Annotated in this window: 19 protein-coding genes and 1 tRNA gene; 8 read left to right on the forward strand and 12 right to left on the reverse strand. The window is 75.3% G+C overall.

The window, feature by feature from the left end; genetic code table 11:
• Window positions 1-2 precede the first annotated feature (2 nt).
• The 5 genes from ACGFYY_RS24260 to ACGFYY_RS24280 are packed head-to-tail and all read right to left on the reverse strand — an operon-like array spanning window position 3 to window position 7872.
• The gene (locus ACGFYY_RS24260; protein WP_365280241.1) at window positions 3-131 is read right to left on the reverse strand and encodes a hypothetical protein; all 129 of its coding nucleotides are present in this window, start codon (window positions 129-131) and stop codon (window positions 3-5) included.
• The gene (locus ACGFYY_RS24265) at window positions 128-1810 is read right to left on the reverse strand and encodes a hypothetical protein (RefSeq protein ID WP_393712252.1); all 1683 of its coding nucleotides are present in this window, start codon (window positions 1808-1810) and stop codon (window positions 128-130) included. The genes ACGFYY_RS24260 and ACGFYY_RS24265 overlap by 4 nt, the downstream gene beginning before the upstream one ends.
• Window positions 1807-4257, reverse strand: coding sequence for a GTPase-associated protein 1-related protein (locus ACGFYY_RS24270; protein WP_393712254.1), 2451 nt, complete (start codon window positions 4255-4257; stop codon window positions 1807-1809). The genes ACGFYY_RS24265 and ACGFYY_RS24270 overlap by 4 nt, the downstream gene beginning before the upstream one ends.
• Window positions 4254-5546 (reverse strand): hypothetical protein, encoded by a 1293-nt coding sequence (locus ACGFYY_RS24275; RefSeq protein WP_393712256.1) that lies wholly within the window; start codon window positions 5544-5546, stop codon window positions 4254-4256. Before ACGFYY_RS24275 ends, ACGFYY_RS24270 begins: the two co-directional genes overlap by 4 nt.
• Before the next feature lies 1 nt (window position 5547).
• On the reverse strand, window positions 5548-7872 hold the full coding sequence (locus tag ACGFYY_RS24280; RefSeq protein WP_393712259.1) for a hypothetical protein: 2325 nt from the start codon (window positions 7870-7872) through the stop codon (window positions 5548-5550).
• 185 nt (window positions 7873-8057) lie between these two features.
• Between ACGFYY_RS24280 and ACGFYY_RS24285 the strand changes: the two genes are divergently transcribed.
• Entirely contained in the window at window positions 8058-10118 is a 2061-nt protein-coding gene (locus ACGFYY_RS24285) for a phosphocholine-specific phospholipase C (protein ID WP_393712261.1), read from the forward strand.
• Here the strand turns inward: ACGFYY_RS24285 and ACGFYY_RS24290 are convergent.
• Window positions 10105-10836: a hypothetical protein gene (locus ACGFYY_RS24290; protein WP_393712264.1), complete on the reverse strand. Its 732-nt coding sequence runs from the start codon at window positions 10834-10836 to the stop codon at window positions 10105-10107. The genes ACGFYY_RS24285 and ACGFYY_RS24290 overlap by 14 nt on opposite strands.
• Before the next feature lie 71 nt (window positions 10837-10907).
• On the opposite strand from ACGFYY_RS24290, the gene ACGFYY_RS24295 reads away from it, so the two are divergent.
• The gene (locus ACGFYY_RS24295) at window positions 10908-11663 is read left to right on the forward strand and encodes an alpha/beta fold hydrolase (RefSeq protein ID WP_393712266.1); all 756 of its coding nucleotides are present in this window, start codon (window positions 10908-10910) and stop codon (window positions 11661-11663) included.
• Window positions 11664-11731: 68 nt separating this feature from the next.
• Here ACGFYY_RS24295 and ACGFYY_RS24300 read toward each other — a convergent pair.
• Window positions 11732-11804: transfer RNA gene (locus ACGFYY_RS24300), tRNA-His, on the reverse strand.
• 74 nt (window positions 11805-11878) lie between these two features.
• A complete protein-coding gene (locus tag ACGFYY_RS24305) occupies window positions 11879-12688 on the reverse strand; it encodes a hypothetical protein (RefSeq protein WP_393712268.1) in 810 nt (269 codons plus the stop codon).
• Window positions 12689-12767: 79 nt separating this feature from the next.
• Here ACGFYY_RS24305 and ACGFYY_RS24310 point away from each other — a divergent pair, with 79 nt between their 5' ends.
• Together ACGFYY_RS24310 and ACGFYY_RS24315 are read left to right on the forward strand one after the other, a co-directional pair.
• Entirely contained in the window at window positions 12768-13613 is an 846-nt protein-coding gene (locus ACGFYY_RS24310; RefSeq protein ID WP_365277946.1) for a LysR family transcriptional regulator, read from the forward strand.
• Window positions 13610-14734 carry a M24 family metallopeptidase gene (locus ACGFYY_RS24315; protein ID WP_393712271.1) on the forward strand — a complete coding sequence of 375 codons (1125 nt, stop codon included), beginning with the start codon at window positions 13610-13612 and terminating at the stop codon, window positions 14732-14734. Before ACGFYY_RS24310 ends, ACGFYY_RS24315 begins: the two co-directional genes overlap by 4 nt.
• 3 nt (window positions 14735-14737) lie before the next feature.
• On the opposite strand, the gene treZ is transcribed toward ACGFYY_RS24315, so the two are convergent.
• The gene (treZ, locus tag ACGFYY_RS24320) at window positions 14738-16495 is read right to left on the reverse strand and encodes a malto-oligosyltrehalose trehalohydrolase (RefSeq protein WP_393712274.1); all 1758 of its coding nucleotides are present in this window, start codon (window positions 16493-16495) and stop codon (window positions 14738-14740) included.
• A 110-nt stretch (window positions 16496-16605) separates the two neighbouring features.
• Here treZ and ACGFYY_RS24325 point away from each other — a divergent pair, with 110 nt between their 5' ends.
• Together ACGFYY_RS24325 and ACGFYY_RS24330 are read left to right on the forward strand one after the other, a co-directional pair.
• Window positions 16606-17169 (forward strand): DUF1707 and FHA domain-containing protein, encoded by a 564-nt coding sequence (locus ACGFYY_RS24325; protein WP_365277941.1) that lies wholly within the window; start codon window positions 16606-16608, stop codon window positions 17167-17169.
• A gap of 89 nt (window positions 17170-17258) precedes the next feature.
• Window positions 17259-17792, forward strand: a complete 534-nt coding sequence (locus ACGFYY_RS24330) for a GNAT family N-acetyltransferase (RefSeq protein ID WP_393712277.1) — start codon at window positions 17259-17261, stop codon at window positions 17790-17792.
• Here ACGFYY_RS24330 and ACGFYY_RS24335 read toward each other — a convergent pair.
• Window positions 17782-18897 carry a MerR family transcriptional regulator gene (locus tag ACGFYY_RS24335; RefSeq protein ID WP_393712279.1) on the reverse strand — a complete coding sequence of 372 codons (1116 nt, stop codon included), beginning with the start codon at window positions 18895-18897 and terminating at the stop codon, window positions 17782-17784. The two genes, ACGFYY_RS24330 and ACGFYY_RS24335, sit on opposite strands and share 11 nt — an antisense overlap.
• Window positions 18898-19127: 230 nt before the next feature.
• Between ACGFYY_RS24335 and ACGFYY_RS24340 the strand changes: the two genes are divergently transcribed.
• Window positions 19128-19964, forward strand: a complete 837-nt coding sequence (locus ACGFYY_RS24340) for a 2OG-Fe(II) oxygenase (RefSeq protein WP_393712281.1) — start codon at window positions 19128-19130, stop codon at window positions 19962-19964.
• A 19-nt stretch (window positions 19965-19983) separates the two neighbouring features.
• On the opposite strand, the gene ACGFYY_RS24345 is transcribed toward ACGFYY_RS24340, so the two are convergent.
• Window positions 19984-21315, reverse strand: coding sequence for a M14 family zinc carboxypeptidase (locus tag ACGFYY_RS24345; protein WP_393712301.1), 1332 nt, complete (start codon window positions 21313-21315; stop codon window positions 19984-19986).
• A 138-nt stretch (window positions 21316-21453) separates the two neighbouring features.
• Window positions 21454-22866, reverse strand: a complete 1413-nt coding sequence (gene lpdA, locus ACGFYY_RS24350; RefSeq protein ID WP_393712283.1) for a dihydrolipoyl dehydrogenase — start codon at window positions 22864-22866, stop codon at window positions 21454-21456.
• Window positions 22867-22949: 83 nt separating this feature from the next.
• Between lpdA and ACGFYY_RS24355 the strand changes: the two genes are divergently transcribed.
• A partial coding sequence (locus ACGFYY_RS24355; protein ID WP_393712285.1) for a LysR family transcriptional regulator occupies window positions 22950-23955 on the forward strand: 1006 nt, incomplete at its 3' end.

The raw sequence follows: 23955 nt of genomic DNA on the forward strand, positions 1-23955 counted from the left end.
CTTCAACTTCCGGTCCATTGCGGGATGTACCGCACCAGCGCCGCCACCGCGGCGGCCGCCGTCATCACGACCGCCGACACGAACAGGACCGCCGTCATCCGTCGGCCCCGTGTGATCTGCGGGGTCATCATGGGGTGTCGCTCCTCTCCTCACCGTGCCCGACCCGCACGTCCCGCGCGGCTTCCGTGTCCTGGCCGGCCGGTGTGTCCGCCCGGGCCGCGGCGTCCGGGCGCTCCCGCCGGTCCCCGACGAGCCCTCCGACACGCAGCCCGGTCCGTGACAGCAGCCACAACACCGGCTCCGCCGCCCGCCGCCGCTCGCTGTCCAGGGCGCCCGCCCCGGTCGCGGCGCGGGCGCTGACCACCCAGTACCGGGCCGCCGCGAAGTCGTGGCCGAGGGCCCGGACCAGCTCGTCCAGCCCGATCTCGGCCAGCCACGCCTCCACCGGGTCCGTCGGCCGCGGCAGCGAGTCCAGCCGGTCCAGCGCGTCCCGCTTGGTCACCACCGTGGCCACCGGCAGCCGCCCGCGACGGCCGCCGAGCCCCTGCAACTCGCCGGTGAACCCCGCGTACGTCTCCACCGGCCCGAGATCGGCCGGCCGGGCCGCCTCCGCCCGCTCCGTGTCACCCGCGTGCAGGGCGCGGCGTACGACCGGCGCCGCGAGGACGTCGGTCACCAGCAGGACCCCGTCGGCGTGGGCGAGGTAGCCCTGGCCGCGGGTCGAGTCCGCGTCCCGGAAGGACTCGCCCATCGGGTCGTACAGATACAGCAGCCGACGCCGGCGGCCGTGCCCGACCAGCAGCATCAGGGCGCGCGGCTGCCCGCCCTGGGTCTTGAGGGCCCACCCGGTCCGGTCCAGCGACCGCCCCAGGGTGTTGGCCTCGCGGAGGTCGTCGGGGGAGGCGGGTTCGACCGTCAGCCCGGACTCGTGCGACCAGGACCGCAGACCGTCGAGCACCGCCGCCAGCAGCATCGTCTTCCCGGCGGAGGTGCCCCCGATCAGCGGGAGGTGCACGACCCGGGTGGTGCCGACGGCCGGCGGCAGGTTCCGGTCGCAGTGCGGGCAGCGGGCGGCGAGCCCCCGCCGCCCGGTCATCAGCGTGCTCGGCAGGGCCTTGCCGCAACGGCAGACGTGCCGCAGCGCGCCGAAGGCGCCGGGCCGCAGTTCGCGGTGGGCGGCGCCGCAGCCCGGGCAGAGGTGTACGGCCAGGGGGAACGGCCGGTAGCAGCCGGGGTAGGGGCACGCCATCCGGATGCCCCGGACCAGCTTCCACAGCCGATCGGCGGCCCGCCCCGCCAGGGTGGCGATCAGGGCGACCAGCGCGACCAGGGCGAGCTCCACGGCGAAGAACAGCGCGACGCCGGCCAGCAGGACCGAGGCCAGCAGCGCCGACAGCAGCGCGGCGAGCGCCGTACCGGGCGCCAACAGGCGCAGCAGCAGCCGACCGAAGGCGTTGTCGGCGAGCTCACCGGTCTGCCCGTTGCGGCCCTGCAGCAGCCGGCGGCGCACCACCAGGCCCAGCCAGTGCCGGGTCAGCAGGTACCAGAGGGTCAGCGCGGCGGCCTGTCCGGCGAACCGGGCGTCCAGCCACATCTGCCCCGACCAGTACGCGGGCCGCGCCGGTTCGGGACCGGTGTACGGGGTGATCCGCGGGTCGTGGCCGCCCGGCGGATCCGTCCGGAACGCCGCCCAGGCCGCCGACAGGGCCAGCGCCAGGAACCGCCACAGCCCGTACCCGAGACACACGGCGACCCCGACCACCCCGGTGAGGGCGCCGAGGATCCGCGCGATCAGCTCCGGATCCGTCACGTCGGCCCCCCGTCCCCGCCGGCCTTGCCGCCGCCCCCGGCGGAGCCGGAGCGGCGCCCCCCGAAGCGCTCGCGCAGGCGGCCGAAGGCACCCGGCCGCTGCCAGCCACGGAACTCGTCCGCCCAGCTTCCGCCCAGCCGGGCCAGCGACTGCTCCACCTCGGACAGTTCCGCCAGCGTCAGGCTCCGCACCGTCGGCCTCAGCACCCCGTCGAGCAGGTCCGTACGGGCCTCCTGCCAGGCCGGACCGGCCTGCGGCTGGGAGGACCACACCGTGAAACAGTCCGCGGCGTAGTCCGGATCCAGCCGCAGCCGGTCACGCACCGCCGGCGCGCGCGCCGCCGCCCGATAGGCGGCCAGCAGCTCCGCATCGTTGCTCTCGATCAGCGCCCGCAGCTCGCCGGCCGGCCGGTCCCCGGCCAGCAGCCGCGCGCACAGCGCCGCGTACGCGCTCTCCCGGGGCCCCGGCTCCGGATCCAGCGACCGCAGGTCCAGCACCTGGCGCACCCAACCCCCGCCCGCCGGGCCCGACCGCAGGTTCCGGGCCAGCTCCAGCAGCAGCAGCGACGGCCGCAGCCGTGCCGGGATCTCCTCCTGGAACTGCCCGAGGAGCTCCGGAGCCAGCTCCGCCGCCTCCACGTCCCCGGCCGGGGCCCGCACGGCCGCCCGCACGAGCAACTCCCAGGTCCCGGCCTCCCGGTGGACCTGCGCGCCGGCCGCCATCAGCACCAGCCCGGCCTCGCCCGCACCCGGCGGCTCCCCGTCCCACACCAGCCGCATCGCGGTCCGCAGCACCAACGGCTCCGCGTACAGCGAGACGCCCGACCGGGCCAGCAGGGCGTTCAGTGCCCCGACCCGGTCCGCGGCGGCGGTCGCCGGCGCCGTCGCGGCCTCGGCGCACATCCGCAGGTGCGGTCGGGCGTCGGACGCGGTCGGCCGGAGCGCGGTGCGTTCGAACAGCCGCCGCCCGGCGGCCGGATCACCCGCCGCGAGCGCGTCCAGCCGGTCGAGCACGAGGGCACGCAGCGCGGGCAGTTCGGCCAGCGCCGCCCGCACCCCCGGTCCGTACGCCCGCTCCGGATCGGCGAGCAGCGCCTGCGCCGACCGCCGTGCCACCCCGGGCAGCAGGTCGCTCACGTCCACCCCGAGCGCCGAGGCCACCCGCAACAGCCCGGCGCGATGCTCCGGTTCGGCCTCGGTGTCGCCCAGCGCCGCCCGCAGGCCCGGTTCCAGCTCCGCCGCGAGCCGGCCGCGGACGGCCGCGCCCAGGGCGCCCGCGGTGGGCAGCTCCGCGGGCGGCGCGCCGGTCCGGACCGCCTCGGTCAGGGTCAGGGCCACCAGCGGCTCGCACACCGCGGGCGGGGCCCAGCCGTCCAGCGCCGCGAGCAGCCGTCCGGCCGCGGCGACCTCCGCCGGGTCCCGGTCCCCGCTCGGGCGGCCCAACGCCACGGCCAGCGCGCGCAGTCGTACGGGGTCCAGCGCGTCCCGTCGGTCGGCGGCCCAGTCGGCGGCCGCGGTCCGGCCGGGGGAGGGCAGGGCGATGTCCTCGGCCAGGGCGAGCGCCGCCAGCGGGCCGGCGTCGTAGGGCCCGACGGACAGCCGCCGCACCTCGGCGACCAGATCCTGGCGCCGCGCCTGCCAGACCCGCGCGGCGGTGTCCGCCCACACGTCCGGCTCGAGGACGGCGGGTGCGGTGGACCGCGTGGAGTCGTAGACCCGGTAGCGGTGTTCCTGCCCGGCCAGGCTCGGCCCGTCCTCGGGCATCACCCCGATGATCTGCTGCCGGGCGAGCTGCGGCCGCCGGGTGTAGGTGGTGAAGGTGAGCCACTGACCCCGCTGGTGCGGCAGCACACTGCACGCGAGCATGATCCAGCGGGCCACCGCCTCGCTGTCCGCCTCCACGAGCACGATCTGCGGGGCGTCCGGATCCTCACCGAGCCGGCGTACATCGGCGAAGAAGGCAGCCAGCCAGGGCCCGCGGGCGGCGACGAAGGCGGCCAGCGCGGCCCGGTCGAGGCGGCCCGGCACGGGCACCGCCGCGAGCACGGGAGCGCCGGTCTCCGGGGTCGCCGCGGCCCACTGCGGCGAGCCCCAGGCGGTGATCGGCAGCTCGCCCACGGCCGGACCGGAACCGGCGGGCTGCGGCAGGTGCACCGCGTGCGCGTGGAAGTTGCCCCAGCGGCCGCTGTAGTCGGCGCCCGTGTACACCGAGCGCGCCAGCAGCCGGCTGCCGTCGGCCAGCACGTTCAGGCTGAGCGCCTGCGGGAAGGCGGCCAGCTCCTGCGGCCCGGGGCGCGACGGCGCGTCCCGCGGCGGCTCGTAGCCGATCAGCTGTTCCGCCTCGCGCAGCAGCGCGGCCGGCACCCCGGGGCTGACGGCCGTGAACCGGAAGCCGGAGCCGTCGGGACCGGGCGGCGCCGAGGTGTAGTGCAGTTGGGCGAGATTCATGAGTTCCCCTCGGAGCCGCTACGGCCACCCGTGCCGGCGTCGCGACCCCTGCCGGTGGGGCCGCCGGTGCGCGGCAGCAGCCCGCCCAGCCCCAGCAGCCACAGCAGCGGATCCTCCACACGCAGGGGCCGCGGCCCCGACTTCGGGGCGTCGGCCGGCGCGTGCGCGGGCGGCGCCGAGCCGAGCGACGACAGCCCGAACAGCGACAGCCGGGCGAAGTCCCGCTCCAACTGACGCAACAGCGCCCCCGAGTCCCAGCCGTCGAGGAGCGAGCGCAGCTCCTCGTGCACCGCCCGCCGGTCCTCCTCGTCCAGCGCCCCGGCGCCGTGGTCGGCATTGCGCAGCAGCGGCGAGTGCGGATCCAGCAGCGGCGTCAGCGAGTCCGTCTTGGTCACGGCCACCGCGACGGGCGTGGTGACCCGGCCGCGCGAGGTCCCCCGGCCGTGGGCCCGCAGCTGCGCGGCGAGGTCGGCGGCGATCTGCTGCGGCGGCGTCTCGATGACGGGCAGCGGCGGACCCTCGTCCACCGGCAGCCGGTCGCGCACCGCCCGCATCTGCAGCGGGTCCACGAGCAGGATGATCCCGTCGGCGGCGGCCAGGTAGTGCGTGTAGCGGTCCATGGCCTCGGCGTCGGCGAGGTCCTCCCCCGCCGCGTCGAAGAACACCAGCGCGGTGTGCCGGCTGCCGTCCCCGCGCAGCCGGCGCCGCAGGGGCAGGCTCAGCCGGTACAGCAGCGGGTCGTTGAAGCCGAGGGCCGCCGGTCGCGTGGCCTCCGGCAGCCGCAGCCGGTCGTAGAGGTCCTCGGCCAGCTCGCGGTCGCGGCGCTGGGTCTCGCCGCCCATCGCGGTGACCGAGGCCCCGTACGCCCGGCCCACCCTGCCGCGCAGCTCGTTGAGCAGGACCGAGACGTAGGTGCTCTTGCCGGAGGCCTTGGGGCCGAGCAGGGCGATGATCCGGGTGTCCTGGTCGCAGTAGTCGCTCGGGAAGTCGCTGTGGCAGCGCCGGCAGACCCGCACCGGGGTGGACCCGCCGCAGGCGGGACAGTCCGCGCGCGATCCGCCCCCGTACGGGGTCAGGCGCCGGCCGAGGCCGCGCGGGGCGGTGAAGACCGGGCCGCGCGTCTTCAGCGCGGGAGGCACGCCGGGGCCCATGAAGTCGGCCCATACGGTGTCGAGTTCGGCGGTGCACGGCTTGGCCCCGCGCACCCCCGTGGCGGCCATCTGGCAGCGGTAGGGCAGCCGGGCCGCCGGGGACCGGTCGAAGCAGTAGGGGCAGACGACGGAGGTCATGTCAGCGGACCACCAGGGTGGGGAGAGGAGGCTCTTCGAGCCGGACGGAGGCGGCGGCGCCGCCGAGGAGAAAACCGCGGAGGGCGTACGGGCGGCCGGGCGCGACCGCGGTGTCGATCGGGCGCTCCACCGTGCCCGTCCCGGTGCCCGCGGCCGAGGCCGCGAGTTCGGCCCCGGTCACCCGGCACACGACGGTGCCGCCGCTCGGTCCGCTCGGGCGCGGTGGCGTGCGGCCGCCGTCTCCGCGGGCCACGAGGACGAAGTCGGGGAGGTCCGGGCCGGGGGAGCCGCCGGGCGCCCGTACGGTCACCCGCAGGACGGCGGGCCCGCGGCGCAGGCCGCGCCGGGTGCCGGGCACCAGTGCGTAGGCGACGGCCACGTCGGCGGGCAGTTCGGCCCGCGCGTCGCCGCCGGGCGAGGCGAGCACGGAGCGGGCGCCGCGCGGCGCGCTGTGGGCCTCGACGGACAGCGCGGCCGGGGTGACCCGCAGGCGCAGACCCTCGCGCAGGAACACGCTGCGGGCCACGGCGAACGCGGTGCGCCGGCCGTCCTGGGTGAGGACGGCGCTGACGCTGCCGGCGGTGTCGGGCCAGTCGAAACGGACCTCGACCAGGTCGGGCGCGGCCCGCCGCAGCGCGAGCCCGGTGACCGGCAGGGGGGCCTCGACCAGGACGGAGGGTCCGGCCAGCGCCCGCGCGCCCAGCACGGACACGGCGGACACGGTGGTGAGCGTTCCCGGCGGCGGGTGCCCGACGCAGACCGGGTCGTTCGTGCCCAGGTCGTTCGTGCCCGGGTCGTTCGCGGTCGGTCCGGTCCAGCCGGGCTCGGTCCAGTCCAGCGGCGGCGGCACTTCGGCCGCCGTCAGTTCGGCCCGCTCGGCCGGTGCGGTGCCGGGCCACCGCACCAGCCGCACCTCGGCCCCGGTGCCACCGGACCGGCGGAACTCCACCCCGCCCGTCGCCCGGGCCAGGGCCGTCAGGGTGAGCACGGGCTCCGGCCAGGCGTGCACGGTGACCGGGACGGTCACGGCCGCCGACAGCACGCCGCGTTCGGCACCGCCCTTCGGGGCGTACCGGGCCCGCACCACCCACTCGTACCACCCGGGCGGCGTCCCTTCCACGCGCAGGCTCTCGCGCGGGCCCGCCCGCACCACCGGGGGCAGCGGGACGGGTCCCCGCGGCCCGGTCAGCGTGACCTCGCAGTGGGACGCGCCCGCCGGCGCCGTCCACGATGCCCCGATCCACCCGTTGCCGTCGGCGGCGGCCGCCTCGGTCACCGCCGGCGCGACCGACAGCGGGGCCGCGATCAGCGGCGGCCCGTCGACGCTGCCGTCGGCCCGCAGCGGCAGCGCCACATGACGGATCTCCACGCCGATCCCGGCGCCACCGTCCAGGAGCACGCCGCCGACGGGCCGCCCCGGCACCTCGGCGAGCGGGGCATCGGCGGGCTCCCCGCGGGTCAGCCGCACCACCCGCCAGCGGGTGTCCCCGAAGTCCCCGCCCGGCCAGCGAAGTTCGACGCCGCCGGGGACGAGCACGGACCGCGGCGGACCGGGGTCCCCGGGATCGGGTCGGTAGGTGCGGACCAGCCCGCGGATCGCGCGCGGGCAGTCGCCCGCCAGCGCCGCGGCCTCCTCGTAGTGGAGGCAGGCCCGACCCGGATCCCCCTGTTCCTCGGCCCTCCGGGCCACCGCGAGCGCGGTGTCGGCGGCGGTCGCCCGGGCGGCCACTTCGGCGAGGAGGGCCGCGAGCGGCCGGTCCTCGCCCGCGGGCGGCAGCAGGGCGGCCCGGCGGGCAGCCGAGCGGATCCGGTGCGCCGGCACGTCGTCGGGCAGGGCCTCGGCGGCGGCCCGCTGCGCGGCGTCCAGCCGGGCCCGCCGGGCGGCGGCGTGGACCAGGGCGGCGGCCTCGGCCGGGTCCACCCCGAAGCCGGCCGCGGTGGTCGGCAGCTGCCCCTGGGGATGGTCATGGAGCAGATGGGTCAGCTGGTACAGCAGGACCCGGCGCAGGGCGGCGGGGTCCGCGTCCTGGATCGCGGCCAGCCGCTCCAGCAGCCAGGTCGCGGCCGGCTCCGGCCGATCCCGGCGCAGCGACCGCAGCACCTCGGCGCCCACGTGGCGGCGCCGACCGGGGCCGGTGACGGCGAAGACTCCGTCGAGGACCCGTAAGCGGCCGCCGGGCGGGATCAATAACTCGCCCAAGTGGCTCGATCCGATGGTCTGTTGTGCGGTGAGCAGTTCCCCGTACCCTCCCACGAGCGGCGACAGCGGCAGGCCGGAGAGCGCACGGGGCAGCCCGATGGCATGCCCGAAATCGGTCCCGGCCATCCGTTCTGCGCCCCCCGTGCAGTGTCGTGGGAGGTCATTTCAGCAGATACGCAGGTCGTTCGGGAGCTCTTTCCGTTCTCCAGGTGTACGGCGCAGTGTCACGAAGTGATCTCCGGCCGGTACCCCGGGACCGCTGTCCTTGGGGCGCCCCTCGACTCCCCCCTCACCGCAGAGGTCGTCACCCCATGGCAGAACTCAACCGTCGCAGGTTCCTGCAGATCGCCGGTGGCACCGCCGCCCTCACGATGCTGAACGACAGCATCGCGCGGGCCGCCGCCATCTCGGCGCAGGGCACCACCGGAACGATCCAGGACATCGAGCACATCGTCGTCCTGATGCAGGAGAACCGGTCCTTCGACCACTACTTCGGCGCGATGAAGGGGGTACGGGGCTTCGGCGACCCGCGGCCGGTCCTCCAGGACAACGGCAGGTCGGTCTTCCACCAGTCGAACGGCACGAAGGACATCCTGCCCTTCAACCCGCAGATCCAGGACCTCGGCATGCAGTTCCTGGAGGGGCTCAACCACGACTGGACCGGCGGCCACCAGGCGTACAACAACGGCAAGTACGACAAGTGGGTCCCTGCCAAGACGGCCACGACCATGTCCTACATGACCCGGAACGACATCCCGTTCCACTACGCCCTCGCCGACGCCTTCACGGTGTGCGACGCCTACCACTGCTCCTTCATCGGCGCCACGGACCCGAACCGCTATTACATGTGGACGGGCCACACGGGCAACGACGGGACCGGCGGCGGCCCGGTCCTCGGCAACCAGGAGGCCGGCTACGGCTGGAAGACCTACCCCGAGCGGCTGGAGTCCGCCGGTGTCTCGTGGAAGGTCTACCAGGACATCGGCGACGGCCTGAACGCCGCCGGCTCCTGGGGCTGGATCAACGACGCCTTCCGCGGCAACTACGGCGACAACTCGCTGCTGTACTTCAACACCTACCGCAACGCCCAGCCGGGCAGCGCCCTGTACGAGAAGGCCCGCACCGGCACGAACGTCAAGGCGGGCGACGGCTACTTCGACCGGCTGCGCGCCGACGTCGTGGGTGCCACCCTGCCCCAGGTCTCCTGGATCGCCGCCCCCGAGGCGTTCAGCGAGCACTCGAACTGGCCGACGAACTTCGGCGCCTGGTACATCTCGCAGGTCCTGGACGCGCTGACCGCGAACCCGGCGGTCTGGGCCAAGACCGCCCTGTTCATCACCTACGACGAGAACGACGGCTTCTTCGACCACGTGGTCCCGCCGTACCCGCCGGCCTCCTCCGCCTGGGGCCTGTCCACGGCCGACGTGTCCAAGGACCTCTACGCCGGGGGCGGCGGCTACGCGGCCGGACCCTACGGGCTCGGCCCGCGCGTCCCGATGATCGTGGTCTCCCCCTGGAGCAAGGGCGGCTACGTCTGCTCCGAGACCTTCGACCACACCTCGGTCATCCGCTTCATGGAGAAGCGCTTCGGCGTGCAGGAGCCCAACATCTCCCCGTGGCGCCGCGCCGTCTGCGGCGACCTGACCTCGGCCTTCGACTTCACCCGGGCCGACGCCGCGCCCGCCGCGCTGCCGTCCACGGCCGGGTACGTCCCGCCGGACAAGGACCGCCACCCCTCGTACCACCCGACCCCGCCGGCCACCGGCACCCTGCCCCGGCAGGAGGCGGGCGCCAAGCCGACCCGCGCGCTCGGCTACAGCCCCTACGTGGACGGCGCCCGCACCACCTCCACCGGCAAGTTCACCCTCACCTTCGCCTCCGGACCGACCCTGGGCGCCCACTTCCACAGCACCTCGGGCAACCGGACGGACGGCCCCTGGCCCTACACGGTCGAGGCGGGCAAGACCCTCTCGGACACCTGGTCCACCAGCGGTTCCACCGGCAACCAGATCAACCTCACGGTATGGGGCCCGAACGGCTTCCTGCGCACCTGGAAGGGCCCGACGAAGAAGGCCGGCCCCGAGGTCACGGCCCGCCACCAGGCGGCCACCGGGAACCTGGCCCTGAGCCTGACCAACTCCGGGACGGCGGCCGTCAACCTCACGGTGACCAACACCTACGGCGGTGCGCCGCGGACCCTCCGGGTGGCGGCCGGCGCGACGGTCCCGCACACGGTGGACCTCGCCGCCTCCGGCCGCTGGTACGACGTGGCGGTCGTCTCCGACGCCGACACCACCTTCCTGCGCCGCTTCGCCGGACACGTGGAGACCGGCGCGCCGGGCGTCTCGGACCCGGCGATCAAGACCGTCTGATCCGGTCCTCCGGTGCGCGCAGCAGCCGCCGTTCCAGGACCGGGAGGTCCGCGGGACGGTGGCTGCGGGCGTACCGGAGCAGAAGGTCCCGCGCGGTGTCCGGCACCCGGCGCCGCTTCGGGTGCCGGGTGGTGAACTCCTCGCTCGCGAAGAACCGTACGGCCCCTTCCAGGCCGGCGCGGTCCGTCTCCCGGACGGCCCACGCGAGTTGATCCGTGGGCGTCCCGGCCAGCAGCCGGACGGGGGCCCGTTCCGCGAGGAGCCACGCCGCGTCGCGGGGTTCTTCCCGTACGGCGCCCAGCCAGCCGAACACCACGGCCGGCGGCACCCCGTGCGTGGGGCCGGGCGTCGCGCCACGGGCCAGGTCGGCGGCGTACCCACGCAGTGCCGCGGGGGCGGCGGCAGCCCACCGGTCCCGGTGCCGGGCCGGCAGCCCGGCGGGGTCCAGCGGATCGAACAGGGGCCGGAGCGGACCGGTCGGCGCGGCGGACCTGATCCGCTCGCCGCCGGCCTCGTACAACGCGACCCCGCGGTCCCCGTGGCACATGCAGACGAAGTCGGCGTGCGGCTCGCCCTGCGGCCACAGGGCGAGCACCTCCGCGATCTCGGCCCGGTCGAGGACCTCGTACGCGTCCGGGTGGTCGGGATGGTGCGGGCGGTCGGCGGCGATCCGGGGGGCCGTGACGGCGATGCGCACCGTGCGCGATGTCGGCTTCACGGTGTGATCGTAGACCCGGTGGGCAGAAGGTACGGGTCCGTTTTCGTCGCCCCGTCACCGAGGGAGAACGCATGGCCATCGCCCACCGCAGGATCGGCACCGGACCCGTCCGCGTCATCGTGCTGCACGACTGGTTCGGGACCTCCGCGAACTGGGGCTCCGTACTGGACCACCTGGACCCCGAGGGCTTCAGCTACGTCTTCCTCGACTACCGCGGCTACGGCGACCGCCGCGACGTCGCCGGCCGCCACACCCTGGCCGAGATCGCCGACGACGTCCTCGAACTCGCCGACCAGCTCGGCTGGGACACCTTCTCCCTGCTCGGCCACTCCATGGGCGGCAAAGCGGTCCAGCAGGTCCTCGTCCGCGCCCCCGAGCGGGTGGAGAAGCTGATCGGGCTCGCCCCGGTCCCGGCCGCGCCCTACGCGATGGACGACGCCACCCACGCCCTCTTCCACGGCGCCGCCACCGACCCCGAGAAGCGCCGCGTCATCCTCGACCTGGTCACCGGCAACCGCGTGAGCCGCCACTGGCTCGACCGGATGGTCGCCCACTCCCTCACCGTCTCCCGCCCCGAGGCCTTCGCCGGCTACCTCGCGAGCTGGCAGCCGCTGGACCTGTCCGCCGCCGTGAAGGGCAACACCGTCCCGGTGCTCGTCCTCGTCGGGGAGTACGACCTCGCGATCACCCCGGATGTGATGCGGGACACCTGGCAGGCCTCGTACCCGGACTGCAGGATCGTGACGGTCCCGGGCTCCGGCCACTACCCGCCGCACGAGACCCCCGTGGCCTTCGTCACCGAGGTGGAGGCCTTCCTCCGGATCTAGTGCCTGACCGGAGGGGCAAAAAAATCCCGTGGGGTACGAGGAGACCTCGTACCCCACGGGATCGACAGGGTGAGTGACGGGACTTGAACCCGCGGCCACCTGGACCACAACCAGGTGCTCTACCAACTGAGCTACACCCACCACGAAGGGCGGCGGACCGCCCGTTCGATGTGCAAGCACAGCATAGCCGATCAGAGGGGTGGTCCCGCGACGCCTTATCGGGCGACGGACCTGCTTCCGGCCAGGCCGGAAGCCCGGCCGGAGGAGTCGGCGGCGGCGCGGGCGACGGCGGCCGCGGCGAGTGCCCGCACGATCGGGTGCGCCCTCGACCCGTCGCCGTGCAGCTCCGGCTGGAACAGCGTGGCCAGGAAGAAGGGGTGTCCGGGCAGCTCCGCGATCCGGACCTGACCGTCCTCGTCGTGCCCCGACAGCCGCAGGCCGCGCGCGGTGAGCTCCGGCAGGTGCGGGGCCGCGGGCCCGTACGAGCAGTAATAGCGCTCCATCGACCGATCCGCCCCGAGCGCGGCCTCGGCGAGCGAGCCGGGCTCGCACCGTACGAGGCCCTCGTGGCCGACGAGCGAGCAGGCGAGCGGCGCGATCAGCGGGTCCGCCGCCCCGGGGTCGTTCTCGGCGTGCGCGGCGCCGGCCAGCCCGCACACGTTCCGGGCGTACTCCAGCAGGGCGTGCTGGAAGCCCCCACAGGTCCCCAGGAAGGGAATGCCCTCCTCGCGAGCCACCCTGATCGCGGCCAGCGCCCCGGCCTCGTCGGCGTACGGGCTTCCGGGCAGCACCCATACCGCGTCGAAACGGGCCAGGACCCCGGCGGCCGCCTCGGCCCGCGCGTCGCCGGTGGGGATCCAGTAGCCGTCGAGGACGAGCCCGTCGCGGGAGGCCAGGGCGTCCAGCAGGAGCGGGATCCGGGTGTGGGACTTCACGTGCGGGGATCGGTCGCCGACGAGGGCGATCCGCGCGACCGGTGACGCGGGTCCGGTCACCGGGGTGGGTGCGGTGGTCATACCGACCATCGTGCGACCCCGCCCCACTTCAGCGCCAACGATGGTTCGCGCATCACCGATAAGCGATCCTGATGGCACCCTGCGGGGCATGGACCCGCACCTGCTCCGCACCTTCATCGCCGTGGCCCGGCTCTCCTCCTTCTCCGCGGCCGCCCGCGAGCTGGGCTACACCCAGTCGGCCGTCTCCCAGCACATCGCCGCACTGGAAGGGGACCTACGGGCCGAGCTGCTCACCCGCCGGCCCGTCGCCCCGACCCCGGCCGGGGCGCGGCTGCTGGAGCACGCCCAGCCGCTGCTGCTGCGGCTCGACGCCGCCCGGGCCGACGTGCTGCGCCTGGCCGCCGCCCCGCCCGGACGCGTCACCCTCGCCGCCTCCCCGCTCGCCGTCGGCCCCCGGCTGCTCGCGGCCCTGCCCACCACCGGGGTCACCCTGCGCGTGCTGCCCCCGGCCGAGGTACCCGCCGCCGTCGCCACCGGCGGCTGCGACCTCGGGCTCGTCGACGGCCTCGCCGCGCCGAGCGATCCGCTGCGGCTGCCCGACGTGGCCCCGCTCACCGTCACGGGCGCGGGGGAGGAGGAACTGGCCGTGCTGCTGCCGATCGGGCACCCCTTCGCCCGGCGGGCCTCGCTCCGGCTGGACGACCTCGCCGACGCGCGCTGGATCGACGCCCCGGGAGTGGGGCTGCCGCTCACCGCCGCCCGCGCCTCCGTCCGCTACGACGGCACCGACCTGCTCGCGCTCTGCGCACTCGCCGCCGCCGGGCACGGCCTCGCGCTGCTGCCGCGCCGCGTCGCGGAGGCCGCCGGGGCGGGGGTCGCCGTACCGCTGTCGGCCCCGCGCCTGGTGCACCGTACGGAGCTCCTCGCCCCGGGCGGTTCGTCCGGCGTGGCCGCTGCCCTCGCCGCGCGACTCACGGCAGGATCACCCGTATGACACGTGAACCCGCACCCTTCACGGCCGATGACTACGCCGCCCGGATGGCCGCCGCCGCCCGGACCGCGGCCGACGCGGGACTCGCCGGCCTGCTGATCTCCCCCGGCCCCGACCTCACGCACCTGACGGGCTACCGGCCCACCGCCGAGACCGAGCGGCTGACCCTGCTCGTGCTGGCCGCCGGGCAGGACCCGGTGCTCATCGTGCCCGCGCTGGAGGCACCCGACGCGGCGCACGCCCCGGGCGCCACCGCGCTGACGCTGCGGGACTGGGCCGACGGGAAGAACCCGTACGCCGTCACCGCCCCGCTGCTCGACTTCCGCGGCCGCTTCGGGGTGAGCGACAACACCTGGGCGCTGCACCTCCTTGGCCTCCAGCGGGAACTGCCGAACAGCTCCTACGCGCCGCTCACCGACTGCCTGCCCATGCTCCGCGCCGTGAAGGACGAGCGGGAGCTGGACCGCCTCGCCGCGGCGGCGGCCGCCGCCGACGCCGCCTACGCGCAGGTCCTCCACCTGCCCTTCGCCGACCGCCGGGAGAGCGACGTCGCCGAGGACCTGGCCGGCCTGCTGCGCGCGCACGGCCACTCCCAGGTGGACTTCACGGTGGTCGGCTCCGGGCCCAACGGGGCCGACCCGCACCACGAGGCCGGCGACCGCGTCATCCGCCGCGGCGACATGGTGGTCCTCGACTTCGGCGGCCTGCGCTTCGGCTACGGCTCCGACATCTCCCGGACCGTGCACGTCGGCGAGCCCACCGCCGAGGAGCAGCGGGTCCACGACATCGTCCGCGAGGCCCAGCAGGCCGGGGTCGCCGCCGTCCGTCCCGGGGTCTCCTGCCAGGAGATCGATCGGGCCGCCCGCGCGGTGATCACCGAATTCGGCTACGGGGACCGCTTCATCCACCGCACCGGCCACGGCATCGGCGTCACCACCCACGAACCCCCGTACATGGTCGAGGGCGAGGAGCAGCCGCTGGTCCCCGGGATGTGCTTCTCCGTCGAGCCGGGCATCTACCTGCCGGGCCGGTTCGGGGTCCGCATCGAGGACATCGTGACCGTCACCGAGGACGGCGGGCGCCGCCTCAACAACGCCCCGCGCGAGCTGGCCGTCGTGGAGTGAGCCTCACGGGGCCAGGACGACCGCCGTCTCGCCCGGAACGTGGATCCGCCCGTCGGGACCCGGGTGCGCGACCGGCTCCCAGGAGGCCAGCACCCGGACCCCGTTGCGGCCCAGCGCGATCGTCACCGGGTTCGGGGAGAGGTTCACGGCCACCCGGACGTCACCCCGCCGGAAGGTGAGCCAGCGCCGCTCCTCGTCATGGGCGACCCGGACCGCCGCCAGGTCCGGGTCGCGCAGGTCGTGATGGGTGCGGCGGAGCGTGATCAGGGTGCGGTACCAGGCCAGCAGGCGGGCGTGGTCGCCCTGTTCGGGCTCGGCCCAGTCCAGGCAGGAGCGGTCCCGGGTGGCCGGGTCCTGCGGGTCCGGGACCTCCTCGGCCCTCCAGCCGTGCGCCGCGAACTCCCGCCGGCGGCCGGACCGTACCGCCTCGGCGAGCTCCGGGTCGCGATGGTCGGTGAAGTACTGCCAGGGCGTCCTGGCGCCCCACTCCTCGCCCATGAACAGCATCGGCACGAACGGTCCGGTCAGGGCCACGGTCGCGGCGCACGCCAGCAGTCCGGGGGAGAGCGAGGCGGAGAGCCGGTCGCCGAGCGCCCGGTTGCCGATCTGGTCGTGGGTCTGGGTGTAGCCGAGGAAGCGGTGGGCCGGGGTGCGGCGGTGGTCCACCGGGCGGCCGTGGGTGCGGCCCCGGAAGGAGGACCAGGTCCCGTCGTGGAAGAAGACCCGGGTCATGGTCTTGGCGAGGGCGCCCAGCGGGGCCGCGGCGAAGTCGGCGTAGTACGCCTGGGATTCGCCCGTCAGCGCACAGTGCAGGGAGTGGTGGAAGTCGTCGTTCCACTGGGCGTGCAGGCCCAGGCCGCCGGCGGCGCGCGGGGTGGTGGTGCGCGGGTCGCAGCGGTCGGACTCGGCGATGAGGAACAGCGGCCGGCCGGTGTCCGCGGCCAGCGCGTCGACGGCCGCGGACAGTTCCTCCAGGAAGGTCAGCGCCCGATCGTCGGCCAGCGCGTGCACGGCGTCGAGCCGCAGTCCGTCGATCCCGTAGTCGCGCAGCCAGGCCAGGGCGCTGCCGATCAGGTACGCGCGCACCTCGTCGGAGCCGGCCGCGTCCAGGTTCACCGCGGAGCCCCACGGAGTGTGGTGGGTGTCGGTGAAGTACGGGCCGAAGGCGGGCAGGTGGTTGCCGGAGGGGCCGAGGTGGTTGTGGACCACGTCCAGCACCACGCCCAGCCCCGCCTCGTGCGCGGCGGCCGTGAAGCGGGCCAGGCCGGCCGGGCCGCCGTACGGCTCGTGCACCGACCAGGGCGCGACCCCGTCGTACCCCCAGCCGTGCCGGCCGGAGAACGAGCAGACCGGCATCAGCTCCACGTGCGTGACGCCGAGGGCGGTGAGGTGCCCGAGCCGGGCGGCGGCCGCGTCGAAGGTGCCCTCGGGGGTGAAGGTGCCGATGTGCAGCTCGTACAGGACCGCGTCCTGAAGGCGGGTCCGCGGCGCCGGCGCCGACCGTGGGGCGAGGGCCTCCAGGTCGACCACCGCCGACAGGCCGTCGGGTCCGTCGGGCAGCCGTCGTCCGCGCGGGTCCGGCCGCGGGCCGGCGCCGGGCCCGTCGCCGTCGAGCAGGAATCCGTAGCGACTCCCCTCGGCGGCCGGGGCCTCGGCGGTCCACCAGCCGTCCCGGTCCGGATCGCGTGCCATGTCGTACGTCGCCCCGTCGAGCAGCATGGCGACGTGCCCTGTCAGTGGTGCCCACACCTCGAACTGCACGGAGGGTCCCCTCGTCGGCGGCGGTGTCCAGCATGCGTATCGTGCCCATCATTCCGGGCGTGGCGGAGGAGTTCTGGACACTCCGGCCCCGACGGGCCGACAATCACCCTGTGACGTCCAGTTTCGAGATTCCCGCCTTCCCCGCGCCGCGGCTGTCCGACGCCGAGCGGGACCGGGCGCTGGGCCAGCTCCGGGAGGGCGCTGCCCTCGGCAAGCTGTCCCACGACACCTTCCTGCGCCGGATGGAACTCGCCCTGGTCGCGCGCCGCTCCGAGGACCTGGCGGTGCTCACGGCCGACCTCCGGTCCCGGGACGCCGCCGAAAGCCCGTGGACCCGTCGGCTGTTCGGCTGGGTCGGCCGGGCCTCGGCCGTCTCGCTCGGCGTGCGGCGCGCCTGGAACGCGGAGCGCCTGCCCAAGCTGCTGCTGCCGCACCCGAGCGCGGCCGCCCTACGGATCGGTCGCGACCCCGGCAACGGGCTGCGGCTCAGCCACGAGACGGTCTCCCGCGTACACGCGGAGCTCAGCCTGCGCGGCGGGGCGTGGGTGCTCACGGACCTCGGCTCCACCAACGGGACCACGGTCAACGGGCACCGGGTGACCGGCTCCGCCGTGGTCCGCGACGGCGACCAGGTCAGCTTCGGGAACATGACCTTCCGGCTCTCGTCGAGCTGAGGGCCACCCGCGCGTTCCCGCGCGTTCCCGCGCGTTCCGGAGGGGCCCCGCCGGTCCGTCGGCGGGAGCGGGCACGCAGGATGGCGGTCATGGAACACACCGACGTCACCGCAGACACGACCGTCACCGCTGACACCCCCGTCCCGGCCGACACCTGCGTCGTCCGCCGCGCCCGCGTCGGGGATCTGCCCCGCCTGGTCGAACTCGTCCACGAGCACGTGGCGTACGAGAAGTCGACGCCCCGCCCGGACGACCTCGCCGAGCGCCTCGGCCCGCAACTGTTCGCCGAGGACGCCCGGCTGTGGGTGCTGCTCGCCGAGACCCCGGACGGCACGGTCGCCGGATACGCCGCCTGCTCCGCCGAGTTCGCCTTCTGGGACGCCCGGCACCACCTGCACATGGACTGCCTCTACCTGACCGAGGAGGCCCGCGGTCACGGCCTCGGCACCGCCCTGATGGACGGGGTGACGAGCCTGGCCCGCGCGCTCGGCCTCGACCAGGTCCAGTGGCAGACCCCCGACTGGAACGAGGGCGCGATCCGCTTCTACGACCGCCTCGGCGCCACCGGCAGCCCGAAACTCCGCTACGCCCTCGCGGTGGAGGCGACGCCGTTCACGCCGTGAGCAGGCGAAGGCCCAGATCCGCCGCGTCGAGGCCGGCGAGGTCGCCGTTGCGCTCGGCCCACCGGCCGGAGGCGAGGTCGTCCCCGAGGCTTCGCACGGCCCGCCGCTCGGCCTGCGGCCCGACCCTCGTCCACACCGACATCGCACGGCGCACGTGATCCTCCAGATACGCCCCCGGTCGGCGCCAGTACGCCTCGAACAGGCCGTCGGCGCAGTCCCACGGGACGGGCACCGGCTCGGCGCGGGCGCCGATCGCGTCGGCCATCCCGGCGAGCGAGGGAAAATCCGCGAGGACGCCGGCGAACTCGGGCAGGTAGTCGCGGGTGAGCCAGAACCGGTCCTGCCATCCGGGCTCGTCGGTGTCGAAGGTGAGCACCACCACGCGGCGGGCCACGCGCCGCATCTCGCGCAGCCCCGCCATCGGGTCCCCCCAGTGGTGAACGGTGGAGACGGCCATCGCGACGTCGAACGCCCCGTCCGCGAACGGCAGGCTCTCGGCCGCGGCGGCCACGCACGGCGCCGCACCGGCGGGGCGCTGCTCCCGCATGACAGCCGACGGCTCCACCGCGGTCACCTCGCGGTCGGTGGGCTCGTAGGAGCCGGTGCCGGCCCCGACGTTCAGCACCGTGCGCGCGTCCCCGAGCGCGTCCCAGATCTGTGCGGCGATCCGCGGCTCGGTACGCCGTGTCGCGGGGTAGGCGCCGCCGATCGTGTCGTACAGCCGTGCACCGAGCACCTCGAGTTGCTCCTCCGGTGTCACCTTCAGTCCCTTCGCCCGTGCTGCCAGTTCCCTGTCGATGGCCGCCACCATGGCCTCGGCCCGATCCCGCCGCTCCAGCAGCAGGCCGCGCAGGCGGCGCAGGTGCGCCGCCGCGTCGGCGGACGGGTCGCCGACCAGTTCGGCGACCTCCCGCAGTCCGAAGCCCAACCGCCGGTAGGCCAGTACCTCCCGCAGCCGCTCCATGTCGTCGACCGAGTAGGCCCGGTACCCGGTCGCGGTCCGTGCCGACGGCCGGACGAGCCCGATGGCGTCGTAGTGATGCAGCGTGCGGACGCTCACGTCGGCCAGTTCGGCCACGCGTCCCACGGTCCAGTGATCGTCCATGGCCCCGACTGTGCCGCCTGACGCCACGTGAGGGTCAAGAGCCGCACGCGCGGGCTCGCGGTGGAGCCACCCGTGTCCGGTTCCGTGGCGTTCCGCGGCCGTTCCGCTTCCCGACGGTTTCCCGCCGGCCGCGACGCGTCGGACGGTGGGCGCGGGCGCGCACCGTGCACTTCCGTGCGCCCCCTTGTGCTCCTTCGGCGCGGAGGGCCACCGCCGTACGGTTCCGGGCTATGAGCGGATACACGATGGAACCGGCCACGCCGATGGAAATCGGCCCCCGCGTACTGCCGCCCTCCGACCGGTGGTCCCCCGCGCTCGCGGTACCGGCACCGGTCTGCCGTTTCGAGAACTTCCTGGGGGCGGAGCGCGCCGCGGCCCTGCTGGAGTACGCGACGGCGCGGGAGGAGGACTTCACGGCGGGGACCGTCCTCGACCCCCTGACCGGACAGGTGTCCCGCAAGGGACGGGACTCGCTGGTCCTGCCCGTGACCAGCGAGGTGTTCAGCGCGCACCTGGCGGACTGTCTGCCGCTCGTCCAAGAGGTCCTCGGTCACCGGGCCGCTCTCGCACAGTCGTTGACCGTCCTGACGGCACACGGCGAAGGCGGCCACTTCGGCATCCACACGGACGCCTCACGCGTGCGGGACGTGAGCCAGGCGCTGTCCGCGGTGTACTACCTGCACCGCACCCCCCGAGGCTTCGGAGGTGGCCAACTCCGGCTGTACGACACCGTGGTGGCCGACGGCCGGGCGCGACCGGGGGAGTCCTACCGCACCGTCGAGCCCGAGCACGACACCATCGTCTTCTTCCCCTCCGGGGCCTTCCACGAGGTGGTGCCGTCCACCTGCCCGAGCGGGCTTTTCGCCGACCACCGGTTCACCCTCACGACCTGGATCTCCGGTGAGGAGAGCACCGCGGTCCCGGACGCCCACGGGCCGGACGTCTGGCGGTGGCTGGCGGACGCCGCCGAAGGCACCCGCCCGCTCCACGAGGCCGCCGAGGACCACGACGGTGCCAGGCCGGTGACCCTGCCGCCGCCCGGCCCCGACACCCGCCTGAGGCGCTGAGCCGTCCGAAAGGGTCGACCTAGGGGGGAGGAGCCGCCCCAGGTCGGCTCTGCCGACCCGCCGCCACGAGACGGTCGTAGGCGGCCAGGACGGTCCGGGACTGGTGTTCCACCTGGGTCGCCACCGGGACCCAGCGGGCCCCGAACCGGGCCGCGAAGTCCTCGCACCATCCGGTGACCAGCCGGTCCAGCCCGGGCGCGGACGGATGCCCCTGGGCGCGCAGCACCCGCAGGAGCATCGCGGCGGCGCGCAGCGACAGCCGGCGCCCGAAGGCGTCGATGCTGGCGACGTACGCCGCCGTGGCCTCGGCCGGGGCCACGGCCGTCCACTCGGCCGCGACCCGGGGGATCAGGGCGAGCGTCCAGTCCACCGCGCGCAGCAGCGGAGCCGCGTCCGGGTCCTCGTAGGGGGCGTTGTACGGGCGCGGGTCCTCCGGTACGCGGGCGCCGCCCCGGACCCCGGCGACGAGCGCGGCGTCGGTGGTCAGCCGCTCGGCCAGCATCCGCAGGGCGCCGCGCGGGTCCGGGTGCGGGGTCGGATCGTCCACCAGGTCGGAGGCCCACATGGGGACTTCGACGACGGCGGTCGTGCCGGCGTACCGGTGGGCGTGGTACCAGGTGCTCAGCCGGGTGTCCTCCTGGTGGAAGGCCCCGGCGGCCTCGCTGCCCGGTTGAGGGATCACGAAGATCCCGGGGCCGGGGGAGGGCCAGCCGGCCGCGTCCGAGGCCCCGTTCTCCACCGGGATGCGCAGGTCCGCGGCCGATTCGGCGAACGGCTCGGCGAGGCCAGGTATGTCGCGGGTGAGCTGTACCCAGGAACCGCCGAGGTCGGTGGCGTGCAGGGAGACCTGGAGGACGGGCCGGAGCTCGTCGATGAGCGCGGTCAGGGCCAGGGTCTCGGGCGGCAGCCGGTCCGGGGGCAGTAAGGACGGCGCCCACTCGGGCTGTTCGGGGCCGGGCGGCCGGAAGAAGTTCCGGTGGTAGTCCAGCAGCGAGTGGGGCAGGGGGGTGCGGTGCAGGTTCGCGCCGTCGGGGTCGGCGCAGAGCAGGAAGTGCCAGCCGCAGCCGGCCCGCGGCGCCGGGTCGTCGAGGACGCGCCGGGCGAGCGAGAGGGCGGTGGCGCCGCCGACCGGCTCGTTGGCGTGTGCCCCGGCGACGACGAGGACGCTGCGGTCGGCCGCGCGCGGGGCGCCGCCCGTCGCGGCGACGGACAGCACCCAGAGCGGCTGCCCGGCCCGGGAGGTGCCCGCCTGGCGGAGCCGGACCTCGTCGGGGTGTTCGTCCGCCAGAGCGCGGGCGGCGAGCCCGAGTTCCCGCGGTGTGGGGTAGCACATGTCACGGAGGAGAGTCACAAGGGATGCCATGCCCGCAGGGCCCGCCGCCTACTGCTCCCAGGGCTCCGCAGTTCCCCCGATCGGCGAGAAAACCCCTGGCCAAGGCCTGCGTCCCCGACCGGTCGGGGACGGCGCCGCCGACGGGATAGCCCCGGCCTACCGCTGGTGCAGGCCGCGACCCGCCAGGCCGAGGAAGGCCTCCCCGACCGCCTCCGACAGCGTCGGGTGGGCGTGGATGTGCCGCGCCACATCGGCCGGCTCCGCCTCCCAGCCCACGACGAGCTGGTTCTCCGCGATCATCTCCGACACGTGCGGCCCCACCAGGTGCACACCGAGCACCCGCCCGGCCCGCTCCGCGACCACCTTCACCATGCCGCCCTGCCCGTGCACCATGCCCTTGGCCACGGCGGTCAGCGGCATCGTGTTCACCACCACGTCGTACGCGGCCTCCCGCGCCTGCGCCTCCGTCAGCCCGACGGCGGCGGTCTGCGGGGCCGAGTAGGTCACCCGCGGTACCGCCGCGTAGTCCACCGGCGCGCTCGCCACCCCGGCCAGGGTCTCCGCCACCAGCAGGCCCTCCGCGAAGGAGGCGTGCGCCAGCCCGAGCGAGGGCGGCGGCAGCAGGTCGCCCACCACATGGATCCCCGGGACGGTGGTCTCCAGCCGGGACCAGTCGGCCGGCGCCACGAACCCCCTTTCGTCGGTGGCCGGTCCGCCCGCCGCGAGGTCCAGCCCGTCGGTCACCGGGACCCGGCCGACGGCCACCAGCAGCCGCTCCGCCCCGATCTCCCGAAGCTCCCCCTGCGAGGTGCGCACGGTGGCCCGGACGCCCCCGGAGGCGAGCCGCTCGACCCCCTCCAGCCGGGCCCCGGTCCGCACGTCGATCCCGCGCTTCCTCAAGCCACGCGCCAGATGCCGGGACACGTCCGCGTCCTCCAGCGGGACCAGCCGGTCCGCGGCCTCGACCAAGGTCACCTCCGCGCCCATGGAACGGTGGAACGACGCGTACTCCACCCCGATCGCCCCGCCGCCCAGCACCAGCACCGAAGCCGGCAGACCGGGCGCGAACAGGGCGTCGTCACTGGTGACCACCGTGCGGCCGTCCGGCTCCAGGCCGGGCGGCGTCCGCGGCCGGGATCCGGTGGCCAGCACGATCCCGCGGCCGGCGGTGAACTCCCGCCCGTCCTCGGTCCGCACCGAGCGGGGACCCGTCAACCGGGCTCCGCTGCGCACCACCCGTACCCCGGCGTGCTTCAAGTGCCCCTCCACGCCCCGGTGGTTGCGGGAGACGATGTCGTCGCGGGTGGCGGTCAGGGCCGACCAGTCGATCGACTCCACGCGCGCCCGGACCCCCCAGCGCTCCCGCGCCTCGGCCACGCCGTCGACGAGTTCCGCCGCGTGCAGCATGGCCTTGCTGGGGATGCAGCCCCGGTGCAGGCAGGTCCCGCCGACCTTGTCCCGTTCCGCGAGCAGGACGCTCAGGCCCAGGGCCGAGGCGCGCAGGGCGGTGCTGTAGCCGCCCGTACCGCCGCCGATCACGATCACATCCACTGCGCTGTCGTCGGTCATGCGGCCAGCCTGTCCCTCCCGTCGGGTCAAGTCCAAGGAAATGATCTTCTGAAGGTCATGCAGGATCTTTATGCTTCGCGGTCATGAGCCTGCGCCAGATGGAGTACTTCCTGGCCGTCGTGGAGGAGTCATCCTTCACCCGTGCCGCGGACGGTCTGCACGTCACGCAGCCCGCCCTGTCCCACCAGGTCAAGGCCCTGGAGCGGTCGGTGGGCGGCGCGCTGCTGGAGCGGATGCCCCGCGGGGTGCGGCTCACCCCCATGGGCCGCGCCTTCCTCCCGCACGCCCAACTCGCCGTCCGTAGCGCCCGTCAGGCCGAACGGGCCGCCCGCGCCGCCGCCGGAGTGGCGGGCGGCGAACTGCACATCGCCACCGTGCACGCGCTGGCCGTCGGTCTGCTCCCGGGCGTCGCCGCCCGCTGGCGGTCCCTGTACCCGGGGGTCTCCCTGGTGCTACGGGAGTACGGCAGCACCGAGGCGCTGGAGGAGCAGCTGGAGCGGGGTGTGGCGGACCTCGCGGTGGGCCCGGAGCCCCCGGGTTGGTCGGGGCCGCTGCTGCGGATCGGTCGGGAGGAACTGGTCGTCGTGGTCCCCTTCGACGATCCGCTGGCCAGCCGCACGGCCGTCACCCTCACCGAACTCGCCCACCGCGACTGGATCCGCTGCGCGATGGAACCCCTGGTGGACGGTGTCCTCGTCCTCGACCGGGCGTGCGGGGCGCTCGGCTTCACCCCGCACACGGTGCTGCGTACGGAGCACACCTCGACGGCGGTGCGGATGGCGGCCGCCGGGGTGGGCCTCGTCATGGCCCCGGCCCACATGGTCCACGGCGCCGTCGGCGAGGACTGCGTACTGCTCTCCCTCGACCCGCCGTGGCACCGCCCGCTGGCCGTCTTCTCCCGGGTCCCGCTGACCGGTGCCGCGGCCGCCTTCGCGGAGTTGGTCGGAGCCCGGTCCGCGCCGGGTCCGGGCCCGGGCGGGGGCGCCCGCCCCGCCGGGGGGGGGGGGGGGGGGGCCCGGGGGGCCGCCCCCCCCCCCCCCCCCCCCCCGGCCCGGCCCCCCCCCCCCCCCCCCCCCCCCGCCGCCGGGG

This window comes from Streptomyces sp. NPDC048331, from assembly GCF_043201215.1.
GTDB lineage: Bacteria > Actinomycetota > Actinomycetes > Streptomycetales > Streptomycetaceae > Streptomyces.

Coding starts and splice junctions, on each gene's coding strand:
- ACGFYY_RS24330 (WP_393712277.1), top strand. CDS start 17,259: ATGGAACACACCGACGTCACCGCAGACACGACCGTCACCGCTGACACC.
- ACGFYY_RS24305 (WP_393712268.1), bottom strand. CDS start 12,688: ATGGTCGGTATGACCACCGCACCCACCCCGGTGACCGGACCCGCGTCA.
- ACGFYY_RS24310 (WP_365277946.1), top strand. CDS start 12,768: ATGGACCCGCACCTGCTCCGCACCTTCATCGCCGTGGCCCGGCTCTCC.
- ACGFYY_RS24270 (WP_393712254.1), bottom strand. CDS start 4,257: ATGAATCTCGCCCAACTGCACTACACCTCGGCGCCGCCCGGTCCCGAC.
- ACGFYY_RS24295 (WP_393712266.1), top strand. CDS start 10,908: ATGGCCATCGCCCACCGCAGGATCGGCACCGGACCCGTCCGCGTCATC.
- ACGFYY_RS24340 (WP_393712281.1), top strand. CDS start 19,128: ATGAGCGGATACACGATGGAACCGGCCACGCCGATGGAAATCGGCCCC.
- ACGFYY_RS24260 (WP_365280241.1), bottom strand. CDS start 131: ATGATGACCCCGCAGATCACACGGGGCCGACGGATGACGGCGGTCCTG.
- lpdA (WP_393712283.1), bottom strand. CDS start 22,866: ATGACCGACGACAGCGCAGTGGATGTGATCGTGATCGGCGGCGGTACG.
- ACGFYY_RS24285 (WP_393712261.1), top strand. CDS start 8,058: ATGGCAGAACTCAACCGTCGCAGGTTCCTGCAGATCGCCGGTGGCACC.
- ACGFYY_RS24275 (WP_393712256.1), bottom strand. CDS start 5,546: ATGACCTCCGTCGTCTGCCCCTACTGCTTCGACCGGTCCCCGGCGGCC.
- ACGFYY_RS24280 (WP_393712259.1), bottom strand. CDS start 7,872: ATGGCCGGGACCGATTTCGGGCATGCCATCGGGCTGCCCCGTGCGCTC.
- ACGFYY_RS24315 (WP_393712271.1), top strand. CDS start 13,610: ATGACACGTGAACCCGCACCCTTCACGGCCGATGACTACGCCGCCCGG.
- ACGFYY_RS24335 (WP_393712279.1), bottom strand. CDS start 18,897: ATGGACGATCACTGGACCGTGGGACGCGTGGCCGAACTGGCCGACGTG.